Below are 21,040 nucleotides of genomic sequence, written 5' to 3'. Positions count from 1 at the left end.
GCCTGAGTCCGATACAATATCGAAATCAGACCTTGGTTGCCGCTTAGAAATGAGTCCAACTTAATGGGGTCACTTCATTATTCATCCGGTTTTTTTGGCTGTAAAATAATTTCACCACTTTCCGTGACGATCCCAAGGCCTTTATCAGGGACATGGTCAAACTTCTTTTGACGTTTTATTAGAAGCGTAGTTGTTGTGTCATCCTTTAAGTCATTGTTAGACGTTTCTGTGTCAATCAGTTTGGTCAAGTATATAGCCCAGTATTCAACGTGAGGCGTTGAGTAATCTTTGTAAAAGGCAATACCAATTTGATCTTGTTCTTGATAAAAAGGTAACTCTGCTAACAAGTGTTGACGGTGTGAAGTCGATGTTTTAAGTGCGTACCACACGTCATCAGCTGTTATATAACCACCAGCAAGGGCCTCCACTTGATTGCTCATCGCATCGCCATAATATTCTGGTAATGTTAAACCAGCATTGCGAATTCGAGTGTTCGGACTGCCGCCTAAAAAGTGAGACACCAAGCCTCTCTCAGCCATGTCTTTGGCTTTTGTTTCAGCCAGCATAACAAGCGTAGGATTACATTTTAGTACCGAACGTTGTTGACCTTTGTCGTTAGCAATTAATAAAGAGAGTTCTCTCGCCTGTTCGGTATTTCCGCAGGTTGTTTGGTCGGCCAAGCAAAGGCTAGAAAATACGTAGGTGAGTGATGTAAATAGAATGAATCGTTGACGAAAAAGGCCGCGAGAGCGGCCCTTTTGTTTGGGTATGAAATTAAGCAGCTTTGCCACCTCGTTTCTTAGCAGTGGTGTTGGAATTAACCTTCGCTACTAATTCTTCGTGGTCGAAATCATCGACGTTGATAGTGCGAAGTCTTCCAGCTTCAGTCTTACGAAGTAGATTCGCTTCTTCTTCGTTAATAATTCCTTCTGCTAGCGCTTCGTCAGCAAGCACATCTAAACGGGTAAACGGTAGTTTAGCTTTCTTGTGCTTACAAATACGTTCGAAGATAGGCTCACTTGCTAGTACATCATCAAGAGTTTGCTCAAGATCGCCAAACAAGCTTCCTTCCTCACGGGTGAGGTACTGACCATAACCTAAACGGCTACGTGCAGTTGAAGGCGTTTGAAGCATTTGTGCAATAGCATGTTCTGTCTTGTCTGAAGGCTTACCAATACGTCGGCCAAACGGAATCACCATAACGCGAAGCGCTGCAGCGATTGCGCGGTTAGGGAAGTTAGCCAAGAAGTCATCAATTGCTGTCTCGATATCGTGCAATGTAGTTTGCATTGCCCAATGTAAAAGCGGTAAATCTTCTTTTAGACGACCTTCTTCGTCGAAGCGTTTAAGCGTTGTACTACCCATGTAAAGGCCACTTAGGATGTCACCTAAACGCGCTGATAAACGCTCGCGACGCTTAAGATCACCACCAAGCACACCCATAGAGACATCGGTTAGTAGTGCTAAGTTTGCACTGTAGCCTTGAAGTAGCTTGTAGTAACGCGCCGTTTCGTCAGTGAACGGTGCGCTGCTGAATGCGCCATTGGTTAACGAGAACCAAATACTGCGAACAGTATTAGCTACCGCAAAGCCAATATGACCGAATACCGCTTTATCAAACGCTTTCAAAGCTTCTTTCTTGTCTTCGATAGACGCAGCTTCTATTTCCTTAAGCACGTAAGGGTGACAACGCATTGCACCTTGACCAAAGATCATCATGTTACGGGTTAGAATGTTTGCGCCTTCAACCGTAATTGATACTGGTACACCTTGATAGCCGCGACCAAGGTAATTGTTTGGCCCAAGCATAACGCCTTTACCGCCGTGAACATCCATCGAATCATTAATGATTTGACGCATCTTCTCGGTTAAGTGGTACTTACAGATAGCCGAGATAACGGAAGGTTTCTCACCAAGGTCTACACCCACCGTTGAGAAGCGTGTTACGCCATCCATCAAATATGCATTACCACCAATGCGTGCAAGCATTTCTTCAACACCTTCCATATGACCTACAGGCATACGGAACTGGCGACGAATACGTGCATATGCACCCGTTGCAAGAGACACTGATTTAGCACCACCAGCAGCAGATGAAGGAAGGGTAATACAGCGACCTACCGACAAACATTCAACCAGCATGCGCCAGCCGCGACCTGCCATTTTCGGACCACCAATGATGTAATCGATTGGAACGAAAATATCTTCACCCTTAATAGGGCCATTTTGGAATGGCGTATTGAGAGGGAAGTGACGACGACCGATCTCTAAACCTTTAGTGTCGCGAGGAATAAGGGCACATGTTATACCCGGCTCTTTGTTATCACCTAGAAGACCTTCAGGATCTTGAAGTTTAAAGGCAAGACCAATAACCGTAGCAACAGGCGCAAGGGTGATGTAGCGTTTGTTAAACGTTAGGCGCATACCCAACACTTCTTCGCCATTCCACTCGCCTTTACATACAACACCAACATCAGGGATCGCACCTGCATCAGAGCCAGCTTCTGGGCCGGTTAATGCAAAACAAGGGATTTCTTCACCGGCAGCAAGACGGGGAAGATAATGATCTTGTTGCTCTTTTGTACCATAGTGCTGAAGTAATTCGCCCGGGCCCAATGAGTTTGGTACACCGACTGTGCTTGATAGCACCGCGCTTACGCCTGCAAGTTTTTGAAGAACGCGAGACTGGGCATATGCCGAAAACTCTAGACCGCCATACTCTTTCTTGATGATCATAGCGAAGAATTTGTGTTCCTTAAGGAACTGCCAAATTTCAGGTGAAAGATCAGCATCTTTATGGTTTATTTGCCATTCATCGACCATTGAGCACACTTTGTCACAAGGACCGTCTAAGAATGCTTGCTCTTCAGCAGTGAGTCGACCTTTCGGAATGCGGTGTAATTTATCCCAGTCTGGCTTGCCGCTGAAAATATCACCGTCCCACCATACCGTACCTGCGTCGATAGCTTCTTGCTCAGTGCTCGACATTTCAGGCATAACTTTGCGGTAGAAGGCTAGCAGCTTCTTAGAGATGTGCTGCTGTCTGATATTTGCAAGCGTGAACGGCAGTGTTAAAGCAAGGAACACTACCCAACCAAGCAGGCCGATGTCACCGAAAAGGGTGCCTAAAATCATAACACCTGCGCCCATGGCAACCGCTGTTACCAAGCTGGTTCGCTGATAACTAGCTACCGCTAGTGTCAGAACGACCAGTAAAAACCATATAAAATCTGCCATACTTCACTCCTGAAAGGCGTTAAACGTTACGCTAGTCTTATCTGGAGCATAGTGAGTTGCTTTATGAAAAGCAGTCACAGATCGAGGTCAGACCAGCATGCTGTAAACCTATTATTTAATAGGGCAAAGATCAAGATTTTTACATGAATATTCTATTAACAACGACATAAATAATAGGGTAGTGCGTTATCCGCTCTATAAGTATAGTCGTTGCTTATAAATACTGATTTAGAATGTGAATTGTGTTGCGAAACGAGAAGAGGTTACGTGAGGATAAGACAGCAACAGTGTAAATAAAAAAGCACGTCTGAATGCTAGTTCATAACGTGCTTTATTCAACAATTGTGAAAAAGTTGTTGAGACAAAAAACGGTTTATCTTTACGCTTTACTGCGTCTCAAACGATTTCAGTTTGATATCGCCCTGTTCATCGCCTTCTTTGAACTGTTGCAGACGAACTAACGTGTAGTTAAGTGATGGCGCAAACCAAGCAAACGTCTCACGCTTATTTGAGTCGCGAATAAGCTTAACTTTTACAGTTTCAATTTTACCGAAAGGTAAAGACAATACCTCTTCATCCACCACTTGAACGCCGTAGTGACGAAGTTCGCCACGATAATTTACGAAGTGGTATTCTAAAGATGTCTTACCTTCCGCTAACTGCTTTGCAAGGTCAATACGATAAATTTGATTATCAAATTCACCGTTCCAATCAAATGTTTCGCCATTCTCGACTGCAATTTTGCCTTGTCCCTGATGACTAAACGTTACCTTAAGCTCTTTATCAGGTCCTGTGCCAGAACGATTATAGTAGTACTCAGAGGGTACGACGGTATTATCATTAACAGTAAAAATAGAATGTTCACTGCGTTTGTCAGACAAGAAAAACTTAGACACTTTTGACGTGTAAATTAGAGAATACTGTTGGTCACCTAATTTCGAGAGCTCAATATTCGCTTCGCCTACGTCGTCACCCCATTTGTAAGCGGTATAGGTTGCCTTGTAGGGCTGAAGCGGTAGCTCTGCACTATCCGTACTTTCTGTACTAGGGTTTGCTTGCGCGGCCACTGAAAGCGATGCTGCTAACAGTGCGCCTAAAGCAAAAGGCTTAGTCGCTTGCATAACCAGATTCTGGTAATTCTTGCTCATCTAAAACTGCCTTATTGTTTCGCATCGATAATCGGCCTGCACTAAACCAAGATAGCACAAGCGGATAGATACGACGTTCTTGTTCTTGAACACGCTCGGCCAGGTCGCTTGCTGTGTCGTCTTCAAACACAGGTACGCGGCTTTGAATGATAACAGGGCCGCCGTCGAGCTCAGGTGTAACAAAGTGCACGCTAACACCGTGCTCCTTGTCTCCATTGTCGATAGCTCGCTGATGCGTATTCAAACCTTTGTACTTCGGCAACAAAGATGGATGAATGTTCACTAATTTTCCAGCAAAGCTGTCGACGAACTCCGGTGTTAAGATACGCATAAAGCCCGCAAGAACAACACAGTCTGCGCCAAAAGCCTCAATTTGTGCTTTGAGCGCCCCGTCATAAGACTCTCGTGAATCGAAGCCTGTATGATCTAAGCAAACCGCATTGATCCCGGCTTCTTTAGCGCGTTCCAGACCATAAGCAGTAGGGCGATTACTGATCACGCCGCTGATTTCTGCATTCAGACGGCCTGCTTTTATTTCATCGATAATGGCTTGTAAATTGCTGCCATTACCTGAAATAAGTACGCATAGTTTGGTTACACTGTTACTCACGCGTTGATCTCTACTTGCTCTTCGCCATCTTTTGCTGCGATATCACCAATAACCCAAGCATTTTCACCGTGTTGTTTAAGAATGTTCAGCGCAGCATCGGTATCGCTTTCGTCAACAACGATTACAAGGCCAACACCACAGTTAAACGTGCGGTACATTTCGTGGCGAGTCACGTTACCGTTTTCTTGTAACCAAGAGAAGATTGCAGGCCATTCCCAGGTGCTTTCGTCAATAACCACTTTCGCATCTTCAGGTAATACGCGAGGGATGTTCTCCCAAAAACCACCGCCCGTGATGTGAGAAATAGCGCTTACTTGCACTTCTTCAAGCAATGCCAATACCGATTTAACATAGATGCGAGTAGGCTCAAGAAGTTGGTCGATGATAGGCTTGCCGTTTAGATCGACGTTTACATCTGCACCACTAACTTCAATAATCTTCCTAACTAATGAGTAACCGTTTGAGTGAGGGCCCGATGAACCAAGTGCAATTAGTTTTTGACCTGGTTTAACGTTAGTGCCGTCAATAACCTTATCAGCTTCAACCACGCCTACGCAGAAGCCTGCAATATCGTAGTCGCCATCGTGATACATTCCAGGCATTTCGGCTGTTTCACCACCAATTAATGCACAACCTGCTTGCTCACAGCCGGCGCCAATGCCGGTAACAACCGACGCGGCTACATCAACGTCAAGCTTGCCAGTTGCGTAGTAATCTAGAAAGAATAGGGGCTCAGCACCTTGCACAATTAGGTCGTTTACGCACATTGCTACTAAGTCGATACCAACACCGTCATGACGGTTAGCATCCATAGCAACTCTTAGTTTTGTACCCACGCCGTCAGTACCTGAAACAAGTAGCGGCTTTTTATATTTAGTAGGCAGTTCACAAAGTGCACCAAAACCACCCAGATTACCTTTTACTTCTGGTCTATGGGTTTTCTTGGTAACAGATTTAATGCGTTCAACAAGTTGATTACCTGCATCGATATCTACGCCTGCATCTTTGTAACTTAAAGAGGTTTTATTTTCGCTCACGGTTGGGCCCTGAAACTAAGAGGTAGAAAACCGCGGATTCTACCAGCAAGTCGTCACAAGTCCAATTTGTGAAGGCTATTTTATGCGCTTTTTGATCTTTTTTATTTTAGGGGTGAAATTAAACCCAATATAAAAGACAATAGAACGCTATCTTTTGGTGAACATCTTGCTTGATAAAATGTCTCGCTCTAAAAAGTAGAGTGAATTGCGCGCAGGTTAGTCCAAGTATACCGTATAAAGGTAAACGAGATTAACTGACGATTCGATAGGTAAGGAATTGATTTTAAGAGAGTATGGAGTGTCAATGTTAACGGCAGTAAAGCGTAACACCAATGGAACTAATTTAACGAGAGTTAGCTTGAAAGGCATTCTGGGCATTTCATTTCTTGCTGCGCTGACTTACGCCCCCTTTATAAATGCGGCTCAACGCGTTGTGGTCAACGAAGCGCAGATTCAAGTTGAAGATCAAACTCAGCGTACCCAACAAAACGCGCTTAAAAAAGCATTAAGGCAGGTTTTTGTGAAGATGTCGGGCAGCACAAGCGTGCTCGATAATGCCGGTGTTAGAGCAGCGTTATCGTCGCCTCAATCGCTGCTTCGTTCCTATCGATTTGCTTTTGACAAAGGTAGAACGTATTACGTTGCGGAGTTCGATCAAGCAAAACTCAATGAACTTCTTCAGCGTGAAATGCTACCGCTCTGGGGTGATAGACGCCCTGAAACGATAGTGTGGCTTGCGCAGGAAGACGAAAACGAAACTCGCGTCATCTTAGATGAATCTCTCAATACAGAATTACAACATACGCTCAAACAAACAGCGAAAGAACGAGGCGTACCATTAAGCTTGCCTTTAATGGACCTTACCGACAATGTAAATATTTCTACCTATGATGTGTGGGGACGATTTGTTGAGCCTTTGCGCAAAGCATCTACACGCTATAGCGTCGACAACATTATTGGTGCCAGAGTTTATCGTAACGACGCGAGTGCAATTCCTGATTTGCCGGAAAACGTTGTGCCTTCTGGCACAGTAGAGTCTCTTGATAGCGTGCTAGATGAAGAAGCACAGTTTAGAGCACAAACTGATGAACAAAGTTTCGATGAGCGAAATCCGCGTGTAGATAATACGGACGCACAGCGCACTTTTTCAGATAACGTTGAGTCTGGTGCGATGAATAACGGTGTTGATGCTCAGTTAAATGACGGTTATGACGCTACAAACCAAAACTTAAATAATGCTGACGGAACCTCGGCGAAGGAGCTGGCGCAGGAAGAGAGCACAACGATGCCGTTCACCATGAACGAGTTTGCCAACTATGCGAAGCGTGCCGATGAAGGTGACTATGCACTAGACTGGGTGTTCGTTGGTGGCGGTAAGGTTAGCTATGGCAGCATATACGGTGATTCGCCCGAAGCTCTTGGCAATCAGTTAATCGATGCCTACTCAAATTACTTATCGTCGCTTTATGCCATCGTAGGAATCGAAGCGTCTGAGCGAGAAGTTATCAAGGTATCGATTGCCAATATTGGCTCGGTAAAAAGTTACGCCAGCGCTACTGACTATTTAAATAGTTTAAGTGTGATTGAAAACGCTACACTAGTAGAGCAATCTGGTTCTGTTGCCACGTACTCACTTACATTAATTGGAACGGTGGACGATTTACTTAACAGTATTAAACTAGAAAGCAAATTACGCCCCGTAACCGATTCGTACGGACAAACCGTGAAAGGACACAGTTTCTATTGGAGCAATTAATTTAGCATGCAGCTGCCTTTGCCTGTCACGCTACCTGTTGACGAAAACTTCGATAGTTTTGTCAATACGGGTAACGAAGAAGTAGTTTCAGTCCTTAAGCAGATTGCAGATGCGCTGCCACACTGGCGCGAGGCTCCTGAATTGGGGCCTTTAGCATCGCTTCAGCTGCCTTTGCTTACTTTACTAGGCAGTACCGCTATCGGTAAAAGTCACTTATTGTTTGCCACTTGTCATCAACTAGCCGAAAAATCGGTTAGTCACCTTTATTTAAATCTTAATAATTACGAAGCGTGGTCGCTCGATATTTTTGAAGGCCTAGAGAATCTTTCGTTAATCGCATTAGACAACATTCACGCGATAGCGGGCGATTTACGTTGGGAAGAAGCGTTATTCGATTTGTTAAACCGAGTGATTGAGACTAAACAAACCATGGTACTTTGTTCTAGTCACCTAGGCCCATCTAACCCGGCTTTTGTTTTACCTGACTTACGTTCTCGCTTGGCGTGGGGGGTTATTTATCACGTAAACCAACTGGATGACAATGGTCGTGAAGAAGCCGTGCGCTTACGTGCAGCGGAACGTGGATTAAAGCTATCAAACCAAGCACTACAGTTTCTTTTGCACCATAGTGAACGAGACCTAAAAAGCCTCATGTCACTATTAGCTCGTTTAGACACACGCTCACTCCAAGAACAAAAACGCTTATCGGTGGGCATGGTTAAGCGCGAGCTTAACCTAAGATAGCCAAAGCGCGAGCTTAACCTAAGATAGTCTAAGCGCGAGCTTAACCTAAGTTAGCTAAAGCGCGAGTTTAACCTGCGTTAGTCAAAGCGCTGCTGTGTTGCCGTTTATTGTTCTTTTCTTAAACTATGAGCGCTTGATGTGGTGCTAAATTCTTCTGCTACCGTCATTAGAGTTCCATCGGAAGTAACCGAATTGTTTCCGCCGTTCTGTAGCATTAACTTATCGCTCGCAGACTGTACGTTTGGATTTGTACTAGACGCAGAGTCCCGCCAGGTAATATCGTTCGGAAGCAGATAAGGGCTTGGAAGTGACGCTTGAATAGCAGGTACATCGAGTTCGGGTAAAATTCTACTTAATACGTAATCTACGCGCATAGTAACGTTATCATCATTAACACGGTTTCTCTGAGCCCAAGTGGGAATGAAACTGCCGTCTTCCAGTGTCTCTCTTGTAAATACGCCTACATCCGCTTCTGCCTCAAGCCGGTAAAGCATCATGAAGCGCTCGAATAACATGGCGAGATCTTCTCGTTCCGTAAAGTAAGAGTAGAAAGCAACCGCACCATCATCCTCAAACCAATTTGCCACTTGTAGCGCGGTATAATTTCGCTGCGCGCTTGAAGCGGTTGCGCCGCCGTATCGAACTTCGGCCAAAGCATGGAGTTGTGACGACGTAAGAGGCAATGAAGTTGTTAGCCCCGTAGAAATGGGAGAGCTGTCATCATAAGACGACAGTGGGCTCGCGCTATTGCTGAGTTGTTGCCATTCGGTGTAGTCGAAAAAGTCATTGGCGTGAGCTAGCTCGTGGTATAGCAAATAGGTTAATGCTGCTTCTACGTCGCTCACGTCACGTGGAAGTCTATCTGCTACGTTCGCTGTGCTGATATTAGGAAAATAATAGGCCCCGTTTTTCACGTAGCGCCATGACGTCGTAAAATCGAGCTCACTACCAAAACCACTTCTATAATCTGGGCGAGTATTTAGCGTGTCTCGCTCTTGCGGTGTGCGCCAAAAGTTGTTGGCATCTAAGTAAATGGCACCAGTGGCAACCCAATAAAATGACGGGCGGATATCGTAAGAAATCACAATCGCGTTAGTTGCGCGTAGTAACTTAAGCATGTCATCACGGGTTGCTGAAGTTTCTAAATACGTTCTAAATGCATCGCCCATCCACGGATGCGAGACGTATGTTCTATCTAAAATATCATCGATAGTGGGGCTTTCGGTGACTTGGCCAATCAGTGGTAGCTGAGAGAACGTACAGCTGTTTGAAACCTGATTGTTATAAACACAATCAATAAGTGCCGACGCGTAAGGGCTGTCGGCGCTATAGGGCTGCATATGCGCGCTTACCGTTTCGGGAATACTTGTCTCGTCATCTACAAAAAAGCCGCTATTGTTAATGTCGATGTTTTTCACTAGAACTTGCGCGCTATCGGTTAACACCTCGCCATTTAAGAGTGTAACGGTACTTTCTATTTCAATGATTGTGTCGTTGCTGACTCGAGGCGCTTGAAAATATATCGAATGAGAATAATCGCCTTCATCAAAGTTGAAGTTATTGACGATTGGTCCAGACGTTTGTTGCCACGTGATATTTGAGATTGTTAACCCTTGCGAGTTAACGGTGTCAACGCGAAGAGAAACTCTGCCGCCTTCGGATGCCTCATGACCCAATCGTAATGCGGCTAGCGGCGCGGTACTTTCGTTCGTTTGTAACGTTATGGTGTCTGTAAGCGTTGTGCCATTTTCTAAGCTAACGTTTACGGCGATATCGAAGCTACCTGAAGATGTAACATCAAAGCCGATAGCCTGCGTGTGAGCACTGAGAGGCTGCTGTGATACGCCTGAGACTTGCCAATCGATATCTACAATAGCGTGGCCAGTAGGCGAGGCGACAGCAAAGTCGACCGCATCGCCTACAACGGCGTTTGTAGGGCCTGAAATGCTAATGGTTGGAGGAATGGAAGGAATGCTTGGGGCTGAACTATCGCCTGAACCAGAGCCTCCACATGCTGCAAGTAACGATAACGATGCGATTACTAATGTAAGTTCAGGCAAATGGCGTGTCATATTAACCCCTTGGCAGCATGTGTTTTCGCTGTGTATTACATGATCATTGTTGACCTTGCTCAAAGCGTGCTTTTTCTTCTTGCATCTCTTCTTTAAGCTTTTTAAGGCCCAAACCCAATTCACGACCACGTTTTCTAGCAAACGCACTACAGCCGACAAACATACCCGTGCATAGAATAATCTCTACCACTGCATACCAACGTTCATCAGGTACAGCGTATGCCACAGTGCATCCGTGAATGAGGTAAAACAAAACGACAAAATTGGCCCATGCGTGAGTATATGGCTTGCCTTTTAATATACCCCAGTAAGGTAACAATAAAGGTAAAATATAAAACAAGGCAATAAACAAAGGAGAGTAAGTATGCTCTTTAGTAAAAGTAAATTGCCACAGTGTTATCCATACGATTAACCCGGTGTGGCTTATAAGTGCGAGATAGCGATAAAAACGCGTATCTGGTGCCATGGTAATGTCTCCGAAACAATTTGTTTTTTAATGTTCTTTATAAGGTCTACGTTTTATGCGCCAAATAACGCAACTGTTAGGCGTTGTCAGCTAGCTTTTTAGCGAACATTGCAAGTCGCTTACCCTGAGCAATGCATAGCGCTTTTTCATCTGCACTCAATTGCTCTGGTGCACTCAAACTGTGATGAGCGACGTGTGTTACACCGTAAGGGCTGCCACCCATTGTGGTGTTGTGTAGCGCAGGCTCACTGTAAGGTAGCCCGCAAATCACCATGCCGTGATGGATAAGCGGAACCATCATGGAAAGTAATGTGGATTCCTGGCCGCCGTGCATGGAAGAAGAAGATGTAAATACACACGCAGGCTTGTCAATCAACGCGCCTTTTAACCATTGACTGCTTGTAGAATCCAAAAAGTGTTTTACTGGCGCTGCCATATTGCCGAAACGCGTAGGGCTACCTAACGCCAGGGCACTGCACTGTTCGAGTTCCTGAAGGGAAACCTCGGGTACAGCACTAGATGCCGCGTCATTAGCTGCATCGCTGATACTCTTGACTGTACGTACTATCACAGGAACATCTAATGACGATACTCCTTGGGCGATGGCATCAGCTAATCGCTTTGTGCTGCCGTTGCGGCTGTAATAAAGTACGAGAACAGGTTGCACTATACAATTTCCAAGACAGATTCTGGCGGACGACCAATTCTGGCTTTCTCGCCATTTATAACAATGGGACGCTCTATCAACTTAGGCGTGTGAGCCATAGCTTCAAAAAGCGCATTATCAGACAGTGCGCTATCACCTAAGTTAGCATCTTTATATTCTGCTTCTTTAGTACGCATCATATCTCTAACCGATCCAAGGTTAAGTTTTTTAAATATCTCTTTCAGTTCTTTTGCGTCAAGAGGGTGCTTTAGGTACTCAACAATAACAGGCGCTACACCTTGCTCTTCAAGTAGTGCTAGGGTTTGTCTGCTCTTTGAACAGCGAGGATTGTGAATAATGGTAATGTCTGTCATAAATACTCTTGTTCATGATTATATGGATTGGCGCGAACTATTGCGTTTTTGCCATAGAATATCAAGCAGTTTACCGATAACGGGTAATAAATTCGTACTATTCTTTATTTACAGCATCGTTTCTGGAAAGCGGTGTTTAAAAAGCGTGGTTGAATTTATGTTAGTGCGCGAAGTTAGAATCTGGCACTATGAAAAAATAGTCAAAATTAGAAGGTTATATGTTGTTGTCACAGCTAAAAAGCAATGCAGGAAAAATAAAGCCTATACTCTTTCTAGTGCTGTTAGCGCTTGTTGCGTTTGCCGGTGCATATACGTATCAGCGTCTTCAACATGACTTTGAAACATTAGATGGAACTGCTTACCTTTGGCAAGATCTTGAGGGGAAGTGGGTTGTGGTAAATTACTTTGCGCCATGGTGTGCACCATGTCTACGAGAAATGCCTGAGCTCGTCACATTTAATCAGTCGCTACCTGACGATACCCGTCTTTTTGCTATTAACTACGACCTTAAAACGAAGCCTGAACTCAAAGCCATGGCTAAGAAGTTTGATATTGAATTGCCTGTTATTGTAAGTTCGCCAGACACTAAACTGCCCATGCAAAAACCCCCTTATTTGCCAGCGACCTTTATTCTTGGACCTGATGGGAAAATAAAAGATACGATAATGGGAGAAATTACGGCAGCGCATCTGCGTCAGCGCCTAGCTGAATTGAAAGGCGCTGACGAATAGCAGGGAAGTGCGATGGTCTAGAGTCGTTGTAAACGCTCTTCTTGGTCGCGAAATTGTTTTATTCTCGCTCTGATTCTTTGTTTTTCAAGGTGATCATCGCCTGCGAAATTATACGCATATTGAAGTTCGTCAACCGCGCGGTTATAAGCACCATACAATGCATATACTTCCGCTTTGCTCTGATGCATTTGCGAGAAACGTTTCGACTTTTGATACGCCTCACTCATCAACTGATGTGCCAGTTGATAATCTTTTTTAACCAGCAGGAAATCCTTAAGTAGAGACACCGCTTCTTCATATTTGTTTGCGCTTATGTAAGCATTGGCCTGGTTTAGTGCCAATACTTGATTTCTAGGGTTATGCGTAACGTGGGGTCTTAGCATTTCAACGGCTTTTAAAGGCTCACCTTGCGAAATATAGATATCTGTCATAGCGTCGAGATAAAAGAGGTTTCCTCTATCTTTTGCTATTAACTCATCCATAATGTCTTTGGCTTTTTCGATTTTTTCGGCGCGCATATAAGCAAGCGCTAAACCATATAATGACGCTTCTTTACTGCGCTGTACGTCTTGAGCCACGGCCGCTTCGAAATATTCTACAGCGTAATCAGCTTTAAACGAGTAGCGTGCCTTTATGCGTGCTTTAGCCAACTCGAATTGCTTGTTAATGGGTAAGTAGCGTCTAGGGTAGTCACCAGCGCGATTTCTCGCATCAGCAATACGGGTTTCGGTTAAAGGGTGAGTGAGCAGCCTTGCGGGTGGACGAGAAACCATGCGGTACTCTTCCGCCATGGTAGAAAAGAATGAAGCAGCCGCACTCGGATCGAAGCCCGCACGAGCAAGCATTGCGATACCAATTCTATCGGCTTCTTGTTCATTTGAACGGGTATAGTCGATTTGCAATTGTGCAGAGGCTGCGGTTCCTGCCTGCATGGCCGCAATACCCGCTTCTGGGTTGGCCATAGCAATTAGCACCCCGCCAATAAGTGACGCCAAGGCTAGGGGAGATGAGCGCTGCTGCGCCTGCATACGTCGTGCTATGTGGCGTTGAGTCACGTGAGAAATTTCGTGCGCTAGCACCGAAGCCAGTTCACTTTCATTTTCAGCACGACGCATTAAACCTGTGTGAACACCAATGTGACCGCCAAAAAACGCAAACGCGTTAATGGCATCATTATTTACCCAGAAAAATTCAAAAGGAAATTTGGCGTTGTCAGCATGGACAACCAATCGGTTGCCAACATCCTGTAAATATTCATCCAGCACCGGATCTGAGATTACAGGACTTTGACCGCGCATTTGCCGCATTACGGCATCGCCTACGATCATCTCCTTATCAAGCGATATGGCGTCTGACGCAACAACACCTATTTCAGGTAACGCATTTTTATTGCTGTAATTGGCATCTTGTGCAACAGCCGTTAGGCTCGATGTGAGCACGAAGGAAAGGGCAACCAAAGATGCTGAAAACTTTTTTCTCATGAACCTACAATCATTGTATACGGTTAATACTGCTTAATCCTTAGAGCGCTAAGTTGCTAAACAGTTTCAAATTTTATTTTTTTCTTATATGCATCATTTTCGAAGACACAAGGCAATATCGCCTATGCCATCTCGTTTATGACACGTCAGTTATACCAATGCGACACGAACGCATCCAGTTTATTCTTTTACTGTTGTAACAACCACTCTACACACTAATGCTTATACTGTAAAAACATCATACCAGTTTGATTTTGAAAGATTCTTAAGTGCTACTTATTGCTAAGTGCTAGCGCTATCAACTATGATGCGTGTCCTATTCTTAGTAATTTCTAGGCGTTTATATGATTAGCGTTTTTGGTCGTTGGTACCGACGCAAATTTTCTGATCCTGATGCAGCAATGTTGCTTATCTTGATCCTTTTGACCACGGCAGTGTTGCTATTGTGGGGCGGGCTAATTATGCCTGTGTTGGTTGCAGCAGTGATTGCGTATTTACTCGATTGGCCAGTCTGTCGCTTGGTAAATGTCGGTGTAAGTAGAACGCTCGCCTGCGTCGTTGTAATGCTCGGCTTTATCACTATAACCATATTAACCTTAATTGGCCTTGTTCCAATTATATCAAAGCAAAGCGTTAACTTGATTCAAGAAACGCCGCTAATATGGCAGAAAGCACAAGAATGGATATTAACGCTTCCGGACAAATATCCAGATTACGTTCAGGTATATCAAATCCATCAAATGATGGAAGGTTTAAATGACAAATTGGTTGAGGTGGGCGAAACCCTTATTTCTGCTTCGTTTAGTAATATCGCCAACTTAGCTGCGTTGCTCGTTTACGTGATCCTCGTACCGCTTATGGTGTTTTTCATGCTAAAAGATAAGCTTTTCTTTTTAGACAGCATATCTCGCTTGCTGCCTAAGGAGCGACGCTTAATTACGCAAGTTGGTCACGAAATGAACTCTCAAATTGCCAACTATATTCGCGGCAAAGTGATCGAGATTATAATTGTGGGCGCGGTGAGCTGCGTAACGTTTGTATTGATGGACTTACGTTATGCTATTTTGCTTGGCGTATTGGTGGGATTTTCAGTACTTATTCCGTACATCGGTGCAGCAGTGGTTACTATACCCGTGGCCGTTGTCGCTATGTTTCAGTGGGGTATTTCACCAGAATTTTGGTATTTAATGATAGCGTACGGCATTATTCAGGCGTTAGACGGTAACTTGTTGGTACCGCTGCTATTCTCGGAGGCGGTTAGCTTGCATCCGCTTTATATAATCGTTGCAGTATTAGTGTTTGGAGGTCTTTGGGGTTTCTGGGGCGTATTTTTCGCTATTCCTCTCGCTACCCTCGTGAAGGCGGTAATTACAGCGTGGTCTAGTAACCCCGTTATTGTACCCGAAGAGGCAAAGTAGTTATTCCCATTTGGCGAACCAGTCAGCGCCATCCAGTACGAGATTCAAAACGAGTACTGATTCAAATAGGCGTTATAGGTAAACACTGATACGAATTGAACAAGTATAAAAAAGCCCCGAAAACATAATGTTATCGGGGCTTTTTAAATTCTATACCGGTTTAGCTGTTTAGATAATCAAGTACTACGGTGTGGTGTTCTTTTGTTTTGAACTTGTTGAAAACGTGCTCAATAACACCGTTTTCATCCACGAGGAATGTTTGGCGATGAATGCCATCATACTCTTTACCCATAAACTTTTTAGGTCCCCACACACCAAAAGCGTCGGCAACGGCGTGGTCTTCATCAGAAAGCAACGTAAAGTTTAGGTTTTCCTTTTCGATGAATTTAGGCAGGCGTTTAACTGCATCTGGGCTAATTCCTAGCACAACCACATTTTTCGCCGTTAGTTCTTCGTTTACGTCGCGTAAGCCCTGGGCTTGTACTGTGCAACCAGGCGTCATCGCTTTAGGGTAAAAATAAACCAGTACTTTTTTACCTGCGAAATCAGCTAAAGATACGGTTTCATCATTTTGGTTCTGCAATGAGAATTGTGGGGCTTTATCACCAGCTTGTAACGTTTTCATTGGGATCCTTTTTTTGTTTGTCTACAACTTTGCCTGTCACATTTAACGAAGTGAACAGGGACATTAGATCAGATTCTAGTGCGTCTACATTTTCATTAGAGGGAAGAGAAACAACAAATTTGCAGCGCATGTTGTCTTTACCCGATGTCTTGTCTTTAAATGTGCGTTGTCTAAATGCACTTATCATTGCATGACGCTCGGCAAAAAAGCCGGTCACCGCTTTAATCAAGCCAGCTGCATCTTCGCCACTAAACTCGACATTAAAAAGATGGGCAAGGTTTTGCTTTTCGTGATGGCTAGTGCGCTTCATCATAGAAAGCAGGTCAAGACGCTGAAATAGCGAAGGTAAAATACATTCAGCTTTTGTGATAGCGCTTTGCGTTCCTTCTATGATCATGGTCAACGAGAACTCTTTGCCGTAAATGGCTTGCCTGCTATCTAGAATATTGCACTGAGCTTCTGATACCGTCGTTGCAATTTCGCTTAAAATGCCACTTTTGTCTGTCCCCAAGATGGTGACGATAAGTTGGTGTTTCGACATCTACTTCACTTCAATGTTAATAATGTCGGGATGTTAGCACAGAGTTTTTTTATAAGTCAGCGCCTTTTTCTTGCCTTTGAATAAGATATTGTCAAATTCTTGTCATTTTACTTGCGCTATTACTTGTGTTTAAGCACCGACATATTTACCATGTGCGCTCACATTTTTCGGAGAGATTATGTTTACTGGTAGTTACGTAGCACTCGTCACGCCGATGTTCGAAAACGGCGATATTGATTACAAGTCTTTAGAGAAACTTGTGAAGTTTCATGTAGAGCAGGGCACCCACGGTATAGTGTCGGTTGGAACTACTGGTGAGTCAGCAACGCTACCTTTTGATGAACACATCAATGTGGTTAAAGAAACCGTTGCTATGGCATCAGGAGCAATTCCGGTTATTGCCGGCAGTGGCGCAAACTCTACGGCAGAGGCTATTTTTCTTACAGAGCAATTAGGCTCTACAGGTATAGACGGTTTCCTAAGCGTAGTACCTTATTACAATAAGCCTCAACAGGCGGGTATGGTCGCGCACTTTAATGCAATTGCAGACGCTAGTGACTTACCTGTTATTCTTTACAATGTGCCAGGCCGCACCGTAGCCGACATGCTGCCTGAAACGGTGGCTAAATTAGCAACGCACAAAAATATCGTTGGTCTTAAAGACGCGACTGGCAATATTGCACGCCTTAAGGCTACTCAGCCTTTGGTTCCCGATGACTTCGTTTTACTTAGCGGCGATGACGGTTCAAGCTGCGAGTTTATGTGTGAAGGCGGTCATGGCGTTATCTCCGTAACGGCTAACATAGTGCCTAAAGCAATCGCACAAATGTGTGAAGCTGCGCTAGAAAATAATTTTGATAAATGTCGCGATATCGATGAAACCATTAAATTACTTCACAGCGAACTATTTATTGAACCAAATCCTGTAATGCCGAAGTGGGCATTGTATAAAATGGGCATGATGGAAAGCGCAGTTATGCGATTACCTATGGTTTTACCGGAACTATCAAGCCAAAAACGTATCGAAGAACTACTAAAAAAATACGCATTGATTTCTGGTTAATAAGGAACACAGATGAAAAGAACGCTGGCTATAGCAAGTTCAGTAGCGATGGTTGCACTTGCAGGTTGTTCAAGCCAAATAGATAGAAAGACCGCGTCTGGCAGCTACGAATACTTAAAAACTAAAGAACAAGAATCGCTAAAAGTACCTTCTGACTTAGATGCACCTGCTTTTTCTCGTGATTTTGTATTACCTGAGTTAGGTCAAGAGGCCGATTCAAATTTGGTGGGCAAGTCGTTGATGGTTCGCTCGCCAGCATTAGTTTTACCGTTAGTTACGGGTTCTCACATTGAGGAAGGTAAGAGTTCAGCAACCATTTGGTTTGACCAGGTTGACGATAGTCAGCCGCTAAGCCAAGCAATTTGGAACTCGCTTTTAAGTTTCTTAGATGAACAAGGTATTGGTGTAGATAGCTTTAGTCCAGAAGAGAAAGTGCTGGTTACTGACTGGATGGTGATAACTAGAGAAGTCGAAGGTCCTTGGTATAGCTTTATAGATGAAGAAAGCGAAATCGGTCGACGTTTTGAATTCAGCTTAGACGTTAAACCTCACGGCCGTAGTGCTGCGCTTACTGTTGAATTAAAGGACTATATGCAAACATTGGGCAACGACGTGGTTGCAGAAGTCTCTTCAATGGAAGAACGTCGCGAAGAAGTTGAGGTGTTGAACCAAGTTGTTGGTCACTATGAGTACCAAATTCAGCTAGCAGAGACACGAAGAATTGCTCGTATCCGTCAGGGTATCAATACCGAGATGGGCTTTAATGCCGATGGTGATGCGGCGTATATCGTAGAAGCTAAGTATGATGTAGCGTGGCCAAGAATGCTGTTAGTACTGCGTAAGCTTGGTTTTGACGTTAAAGATTTAGATAAATCAAACGGCCTATTATTTGTCACTTACAATGGTGATCAAGGTAGTTGGTGGGATGGTTTATTCTCAAGCGATAAAGAGTTGCTAAAGAAAGGTGACTATCGTTTGAAAGTTGCAAGAGCGGGTGCGGATCGCACGTCAGTTACCTTCATGAATAATGAAAGTGTACCGTTTGAAGCAAATCAGGTTTCCGACCTTTACAGTGCATTTGCTGAGGTCATGTCAGAAGATAACCTTGATATATAACTGAGACTGAGAATGGAAAAACGCGACGAGCTTTACCGCGGTAAAGCAAAAACTGTTTATTACACTGATGATAGCGATAAACTTATTCTTCACTTTAGAAACGACACTTCGGCGTTTGATGGTGAGAAGATTGAACAGCTAGAACGCAAAGGTGAAGTAAACAACAAGTTTAATCACTTTATTATGACAAAGCTTGAAGAAGCAGGCATTGCAACGCAAGTTGAGGCGCTGGTTTCTGACACTGAGTCTTTGGTTAAGAAGCTCGACATGATCCCTGTTGAGTGTGTGGTGAGAAACTTGTCTGCTGGCTCTTTAGTTCGCAGACTGGGTGTGGAAGAGGGCAAAGAGCTTAACCCACCTATTTTCGAGTTTTTCTTAAAGAATGATGCACTTCACGACCCAATGGTAAATGACTACCATATTTTATCATTTGGTTGGGCAACCGAAGCGCAAATTGCTGAAATGAAAGCATTGACCTTCAAGGTTAACAGTGTTTTGAAAGCACTCTTTGATGACGCGGGTATGTTGCTTGTAGACTATAAACTAGAGTTTGGTGTCGACAAAGATGGCAATATCGTACTAGGTGATGAGTTCACACCAGATGGCTGTCGCTTGTGGGATAAAGAAACCCGTAAAAAGATGGACAAAGACCGCTTTAGACAAGGTTTGGGCTCTGTAGTCGAGACCTATATTGAAGTGGCTGAGCGCTTAGGCTTATCGCTTTAAAACTCTCATCAAGTAATAACCAATGTAAAGAGGACCTTTCGGTCCTCTTTTTCGTTTTAGGCAGTTTGACCTGTCTACGTCGTTGTAAAATATTGTCTCTTGCGTTTAAGCATTTACTTTTCGATGCATTACGGGATAAGTTAGTGTACTGCTAAGCATTTTTGCGTTTAAAACTAGGGAGATTCGGTTTGTTGAAAACCTTTGTATTGGTCGCTATTGCCATGATTGCATTTGCTGCTAATTCGCTACTTTGCCGCATGGCTCTTGCTAACACCGATATAGACCCTGCTAGTTTTACTATCTTACGCTTAGCGAGCGGGGCGATAGCGTTGTTACTTTTGTCTTCTTATTTCCTACGTCGCAAAAGTGAGAGCGTGCCTTCTCAAGGCCTTTTTCATGGCCTAAAAACCAACGCCAGCGTACTCGGTGGCATTTCGTTGTTCGTTTACGCTATCTGCTTTTCATATGCCTATATTTCAATGTCCACGGGAACGGGGGCACTTTTATTATTTGGTGCCGTGCAACTCACTATGATTTCCGTAGGGTTGTTCAATGGCGAGCGATTTAAAAAATGGCAGTGGTTGGGGTTTGTGTTGGCATTTTTAGGCCTTGTTATCTTACTGTTGCCTAGCGCGGCAGCACCGCCTCTTTTAGCTGGCGCGGTTATGGTTTTGGCGGGTATGGCTTGGGGCGTCTATTCGCTTTTGGGTAAAAAAAGTAGCTCAGCCCTTTTATCTACATCGGGTAATTTTGTCTATGCCGCGTTTTTCTGTGTTCCTTTGGTTGGTGTGGTTTGCTTCGTGGGCGCAGATAATTTTGTCTTAGATAGCGAGGGTGTTTATTACGCGCTTGCATCAGGGGTGTTTGCATCGGGTTGCGGATACGCTATTTGGTACAGCGCGCTTCCCCTTATCAAATCAACCACCGCCGCGACAGTGCAACTGAGCGTGCCTGTCATAGCATCACTTATGGGTTGGATAGCGCTTGGTGAGCCACTCACAATGCAGATCCTGGTTGCTTCAATAGCTACGTTGGGTGGCATCTACTTGGTTATAAAAAAATAGCGTTTTATACGCTACGTTTAAAACAGCAAAAGCGTTATTTCCGCCGTGGCAAAATAGTTCTAAAGAGTTTAATGGGGGAGCGTTAACGCATATTTCTAGACTAAAGAGCAATATTTGAATTTTCCAACAAGCAATAGCGGATAGTTACCGCTACAAGCTTTCGCTGTCAGTGGTGATGCTCGATA

General features: G+C 44.2%; 20 protein-coding genes. 8 read left to right on the top strand and 12 right to left on the bottom strand.

Going from position 1 to position 21,040, the window contains the following annotated elements; genetic code table 11:
- Nucleotides 1-77: 77 nt before the first annotated feature.
- The 5 genes from QME20_RS13915 to purM form a co-directional block, all read right to left on the bottom strand.
- Entirely contained in the window at nt 78-791 is a 714-nt protein-coding gene (locus tag QME20_RS13915; protein WP_281716092.1) for a CAP domain-containing protein, read from the bottom strand.
- Nucleotides 775-3,237, bottom strand: coding sequence for an acyl-CoA dehydrogenase FadE (fadE, locus tag QME20_RS13910; protein ID WP_014976690.1), 2,463 nt, complete (start codon nt 3,235-3,237; stop codon nt 775-777). The genes QME20_RS13915 and fadE overlap by 17 nt, the downstream gene beginning before the upstream one ends.
- A gap of 386 nt (nt 3,238-3,623) precedes the next feature.
- Nucleotides 3,624-4,385, bottom strand: coding sequence for a DUF3108 domain-containing protein (locus QME20_RS13905; RefSeq protein ID WP_281716091.1), 762 nt, complete (start codon nt 4,383-4,385; stop codon nt 3,624-3,626).
- Nucleotides 4,345-4,995: a phosphoribosylglycinamide formyltransferase gene (gene purN, locus QME20_RS13900; protein WP_014979424.1), complete on the bottom strand. Its 651-nt coding sequence runs from the start codon at nt 4,993-4,995 to the stop codon at nt 4,345-4,347. The genes QME20_RS13905 and purN overlap by 41 nt, the downstream gene beginning before the upstream one ends.
- Nucleotides 4,992-6,032, bottom strand: coding sequence for a phosphoribosylformylglycinamidine cyclo-ligase (purM, locus tag QME20_RS13895; RefSeq protein WP_281716090.1), 1,041 nt, complete (start codon nt 6,030-6,032; stop codon nt 4,992-4,994). Before purM ends, purN begins: the two co-directional genes overlap by 4 nt.
- Nucleotides 6,033-6,336: 304 nt before the next feature.
- On the opposite strand from purM, the gene QME20_RS13890 reads away from it, so the two are divergent.
- Both QME20_RS13890 and hda read left to right on the top strand, forming a co-directional pair.
- On the top strand, nt 6,337-7,788 hold the full coding sequence (locus tag QME20_RS13890; protein WP_281716089.1) for a DUF2066 domain-containing protein: 1,452 nt from the start codon (nt 6,337-6,339) through the stop codon (nt 7,786-7,788).
- Nucleotides 7,789-7,794: 6 nt separating this feature from the next.
- Nucleotides 7,795-8,532, top strand: a complete 738-nt coding sequence (hda, locus tag QME20_RS13885; RefSeq protein ID WP_168463074.1) for a DnaA regulatory inactivator Hda — start codon at nt 7,795-7,797, stop codon at nt 8,530-8,532.
- 104 nt (nt 8,533-8,636) lie between these two features.
- Here the strand turns inward: hda and QME20_RS13880 are convergent, their stop codons facing one another.
- From QME20_RS13880 to arsC, 4 genes are all read right to left on the bottom strand, one after another.
- Entirely contained in the window at nt 8,637-10,604 is a 1,968-nt protein-coding gene (locus QME20_RS13880; protein ID WP_281716088.1) for a hypothetical protein, read from the bottom strand.
- A 43-nt stretch (nt 10,605-10,647) separates the two neighbouring features.
- Nucleotides 10,648-11,070, bottom strand: a complete 423-nt coding sequence (locus QME20_RS13875) for a DUF2069 domain-containing protein (protein WP_039220793.1) — start codon at nt 11,068-11,070, stop codon at nt 10,648-10,650.
- A gap of 76 nt (nt 11,071-11,146) precedes the next feature.
- Nucleotides 11,147-11,737 (bottom strand): NAD(P)H:quinone oxidoreductase, encoded by a 591-nt coding sequence (gene wrbA / locus QME20_RS13870; RefSeq protein ID WP_039234602.1) that lies wholly within the window; start codon nt 11,735-11,737, stop codon nt 11,147-11,149.
- Nucleotides 11,737-12,090: an arsenate reductase (glutaredoxin) gene (gene arsC, locus QME20_RS13865; protein ID WP_014949666.1), complete on the bottom strand. Its 354-nt coding sequence runs from the start codon at nt 12,088-12,090 to the stop codon at nt 11,737-11,739. Before arsC ends, wrbA begins: the two co-directional genes overlap by 1 nt.
- A gap of 218 nt (nt 12,091-12,308) precedes the next feature.
- Here arsC and QME20_RS13860 point away from each other — a divergent pair, with 218 nt between their 5' ends.
- On the top strand, nt 12,309-12,821 hold the full coding sequence (locus tag QME20_RS13860; RefSeq protein WP_110289169.1) for a TlpA disulfide reductase family protein: 513 nt from the start codon (nt 12,309-12,311) through the stop codon (nt 12,819-12,821).
- A gap of 17 nt (nt 12,822-12,838) precedes the next feature.
- Here QME20_RS13860 and QME20_RS13855 read toward each other — a convergent pair whose 3' ends face one another.
- Nucleotides 12,839-14,302: a M48 family metalloprotease gene (locus tag QME20_RS13855; protein WP_014949664.1), complete on the bottom strand. Its 1,464-nt coding sequence runs from the start codon at nt 14,300-14,302 to the stop codon at nt 12,839-12,841.
- 344 nt (nt 14,303-14,646) lie between these two features.
- Here QME20_RS13855 and QME20_RS13850 point away from each other — a divergent pair, with 344 nt between their 5' ends.
- Nucleotides 14,647-15,720, top strand: a complete 1,074-nt coding sequence (locus QME20_RS13850) for an AI-2E family transporter (protein WP_014949663.1) — start codon at nt 14,647-14,649, stop codon at nt 15,718-15,720.
- A 160-nt stretch (nt 15,721-15,880) separates the two neighbouring features.
- Here the strand turns inward: QME20_RS13850 and bcp are convergent, their stop codons facing one another.
- Together bcp and QME20_RS13840 are read right to left on the bottom strand one after the other, a co-directional pair.
- Nucleotides 15,881-16,345, bottom strand: a complete 465-nt coding sequence (bcp, locus tag QME20_RS13845) for a thioredoxin-dependent thiol peroxidase (RefSeq protein WP_014949662.1) — start codon at nt 16,343-16,345, stop codon at nt 15,881-15,883.
- A complete protein-coding gene (locus QME20_RS13840) occupies nt 16,323-16,886 on the bottom strand; it encodes a glycine cleavage system transcriptional repressor (RefSeq protein ID WP_014976680.1) in 564 nt (187 codons plus the stop codon). The genes bcp and QME20_RS13840 overlap by 23 nt, the downstream gene beginning before the upstream one ends.
- A gap of 178 nt (nt 16,887-17,064) precedes the next feature.
- On the opposite strand from QME20_RS13840, the gene dapA reads away from it, so the two are divergent.
- The 4 genes from dapA (at nt 17,065) to QME20_RS13820 (ending at nt 20,855) form a co-directional block, all read left to right on the top strand.
- Nucleotides 17,065-17,949: a 4-hydroxy-tetrahydrodipicolinate synthase gene (gene dapA, locus QME20_RS13835; protein ID WP_014949660.1), complete on the top strand. Its 885-nt coding sequence runs from the start codon at nt 17,065-17,067 to the stop codon at nt 17,947-17,949.
- Nucleotides 17,950-17,961: 12 nt separating this feature from the next.
- Nucleotides 17,962-19,065 carry an outer membrane protein assembly factor BamC gene (gene bamC, locus QME20_RS13830; protein WP_049588660.1) on the top strand — a complete coding sequence of 368 codons (1,104 nt, stop codon included), beginning with the start codon at nt 17,962-17,964 and terminating at the stop codon, nt 19,063-19,065.
- 12 nt (nt 19,066-19,077) lie between these two features.
- Entirely contained in the window at nt 19,078-19,791 is a 714-nt protein-coding gene (gene purC, locus QME20_RS13825) for a phosphoribosylaminoimidazolesuccinocarboxamide synthase (protein ID WP_014949658.1), read from the top strand.
- 188 nt (nt 19,792-19,979) lie between these two features.
- A complete protein-coding gene (locus tag QME20_RS13820; RefSeq protein ID WP_039227637.1) occupies nt 19,980-20,855 on the top strand; it encodes a DMT family transporter in 876 nt (291 codons plus the stop codon).
- Nucleotides 20,856-21,040 lie beyond the last annotated feature (185 nt).

Origin of the sequence: Alteromonas sp. CyTr2 (genome assembly GCF_947311905.1) — a bacterium.
GTDB classification, from domain to species: domain Bacteria; phylum Pseudomonadota; class Gammaproteobacteria; order Enterobacterales; family Alteromonadaceae; genus Alteromonas; species Alteromonas macleodii.
Note: the sequence above shows the minus strand (reverse complement) of the source record. Positions and strands in the feature narration are given on the sequence as shown.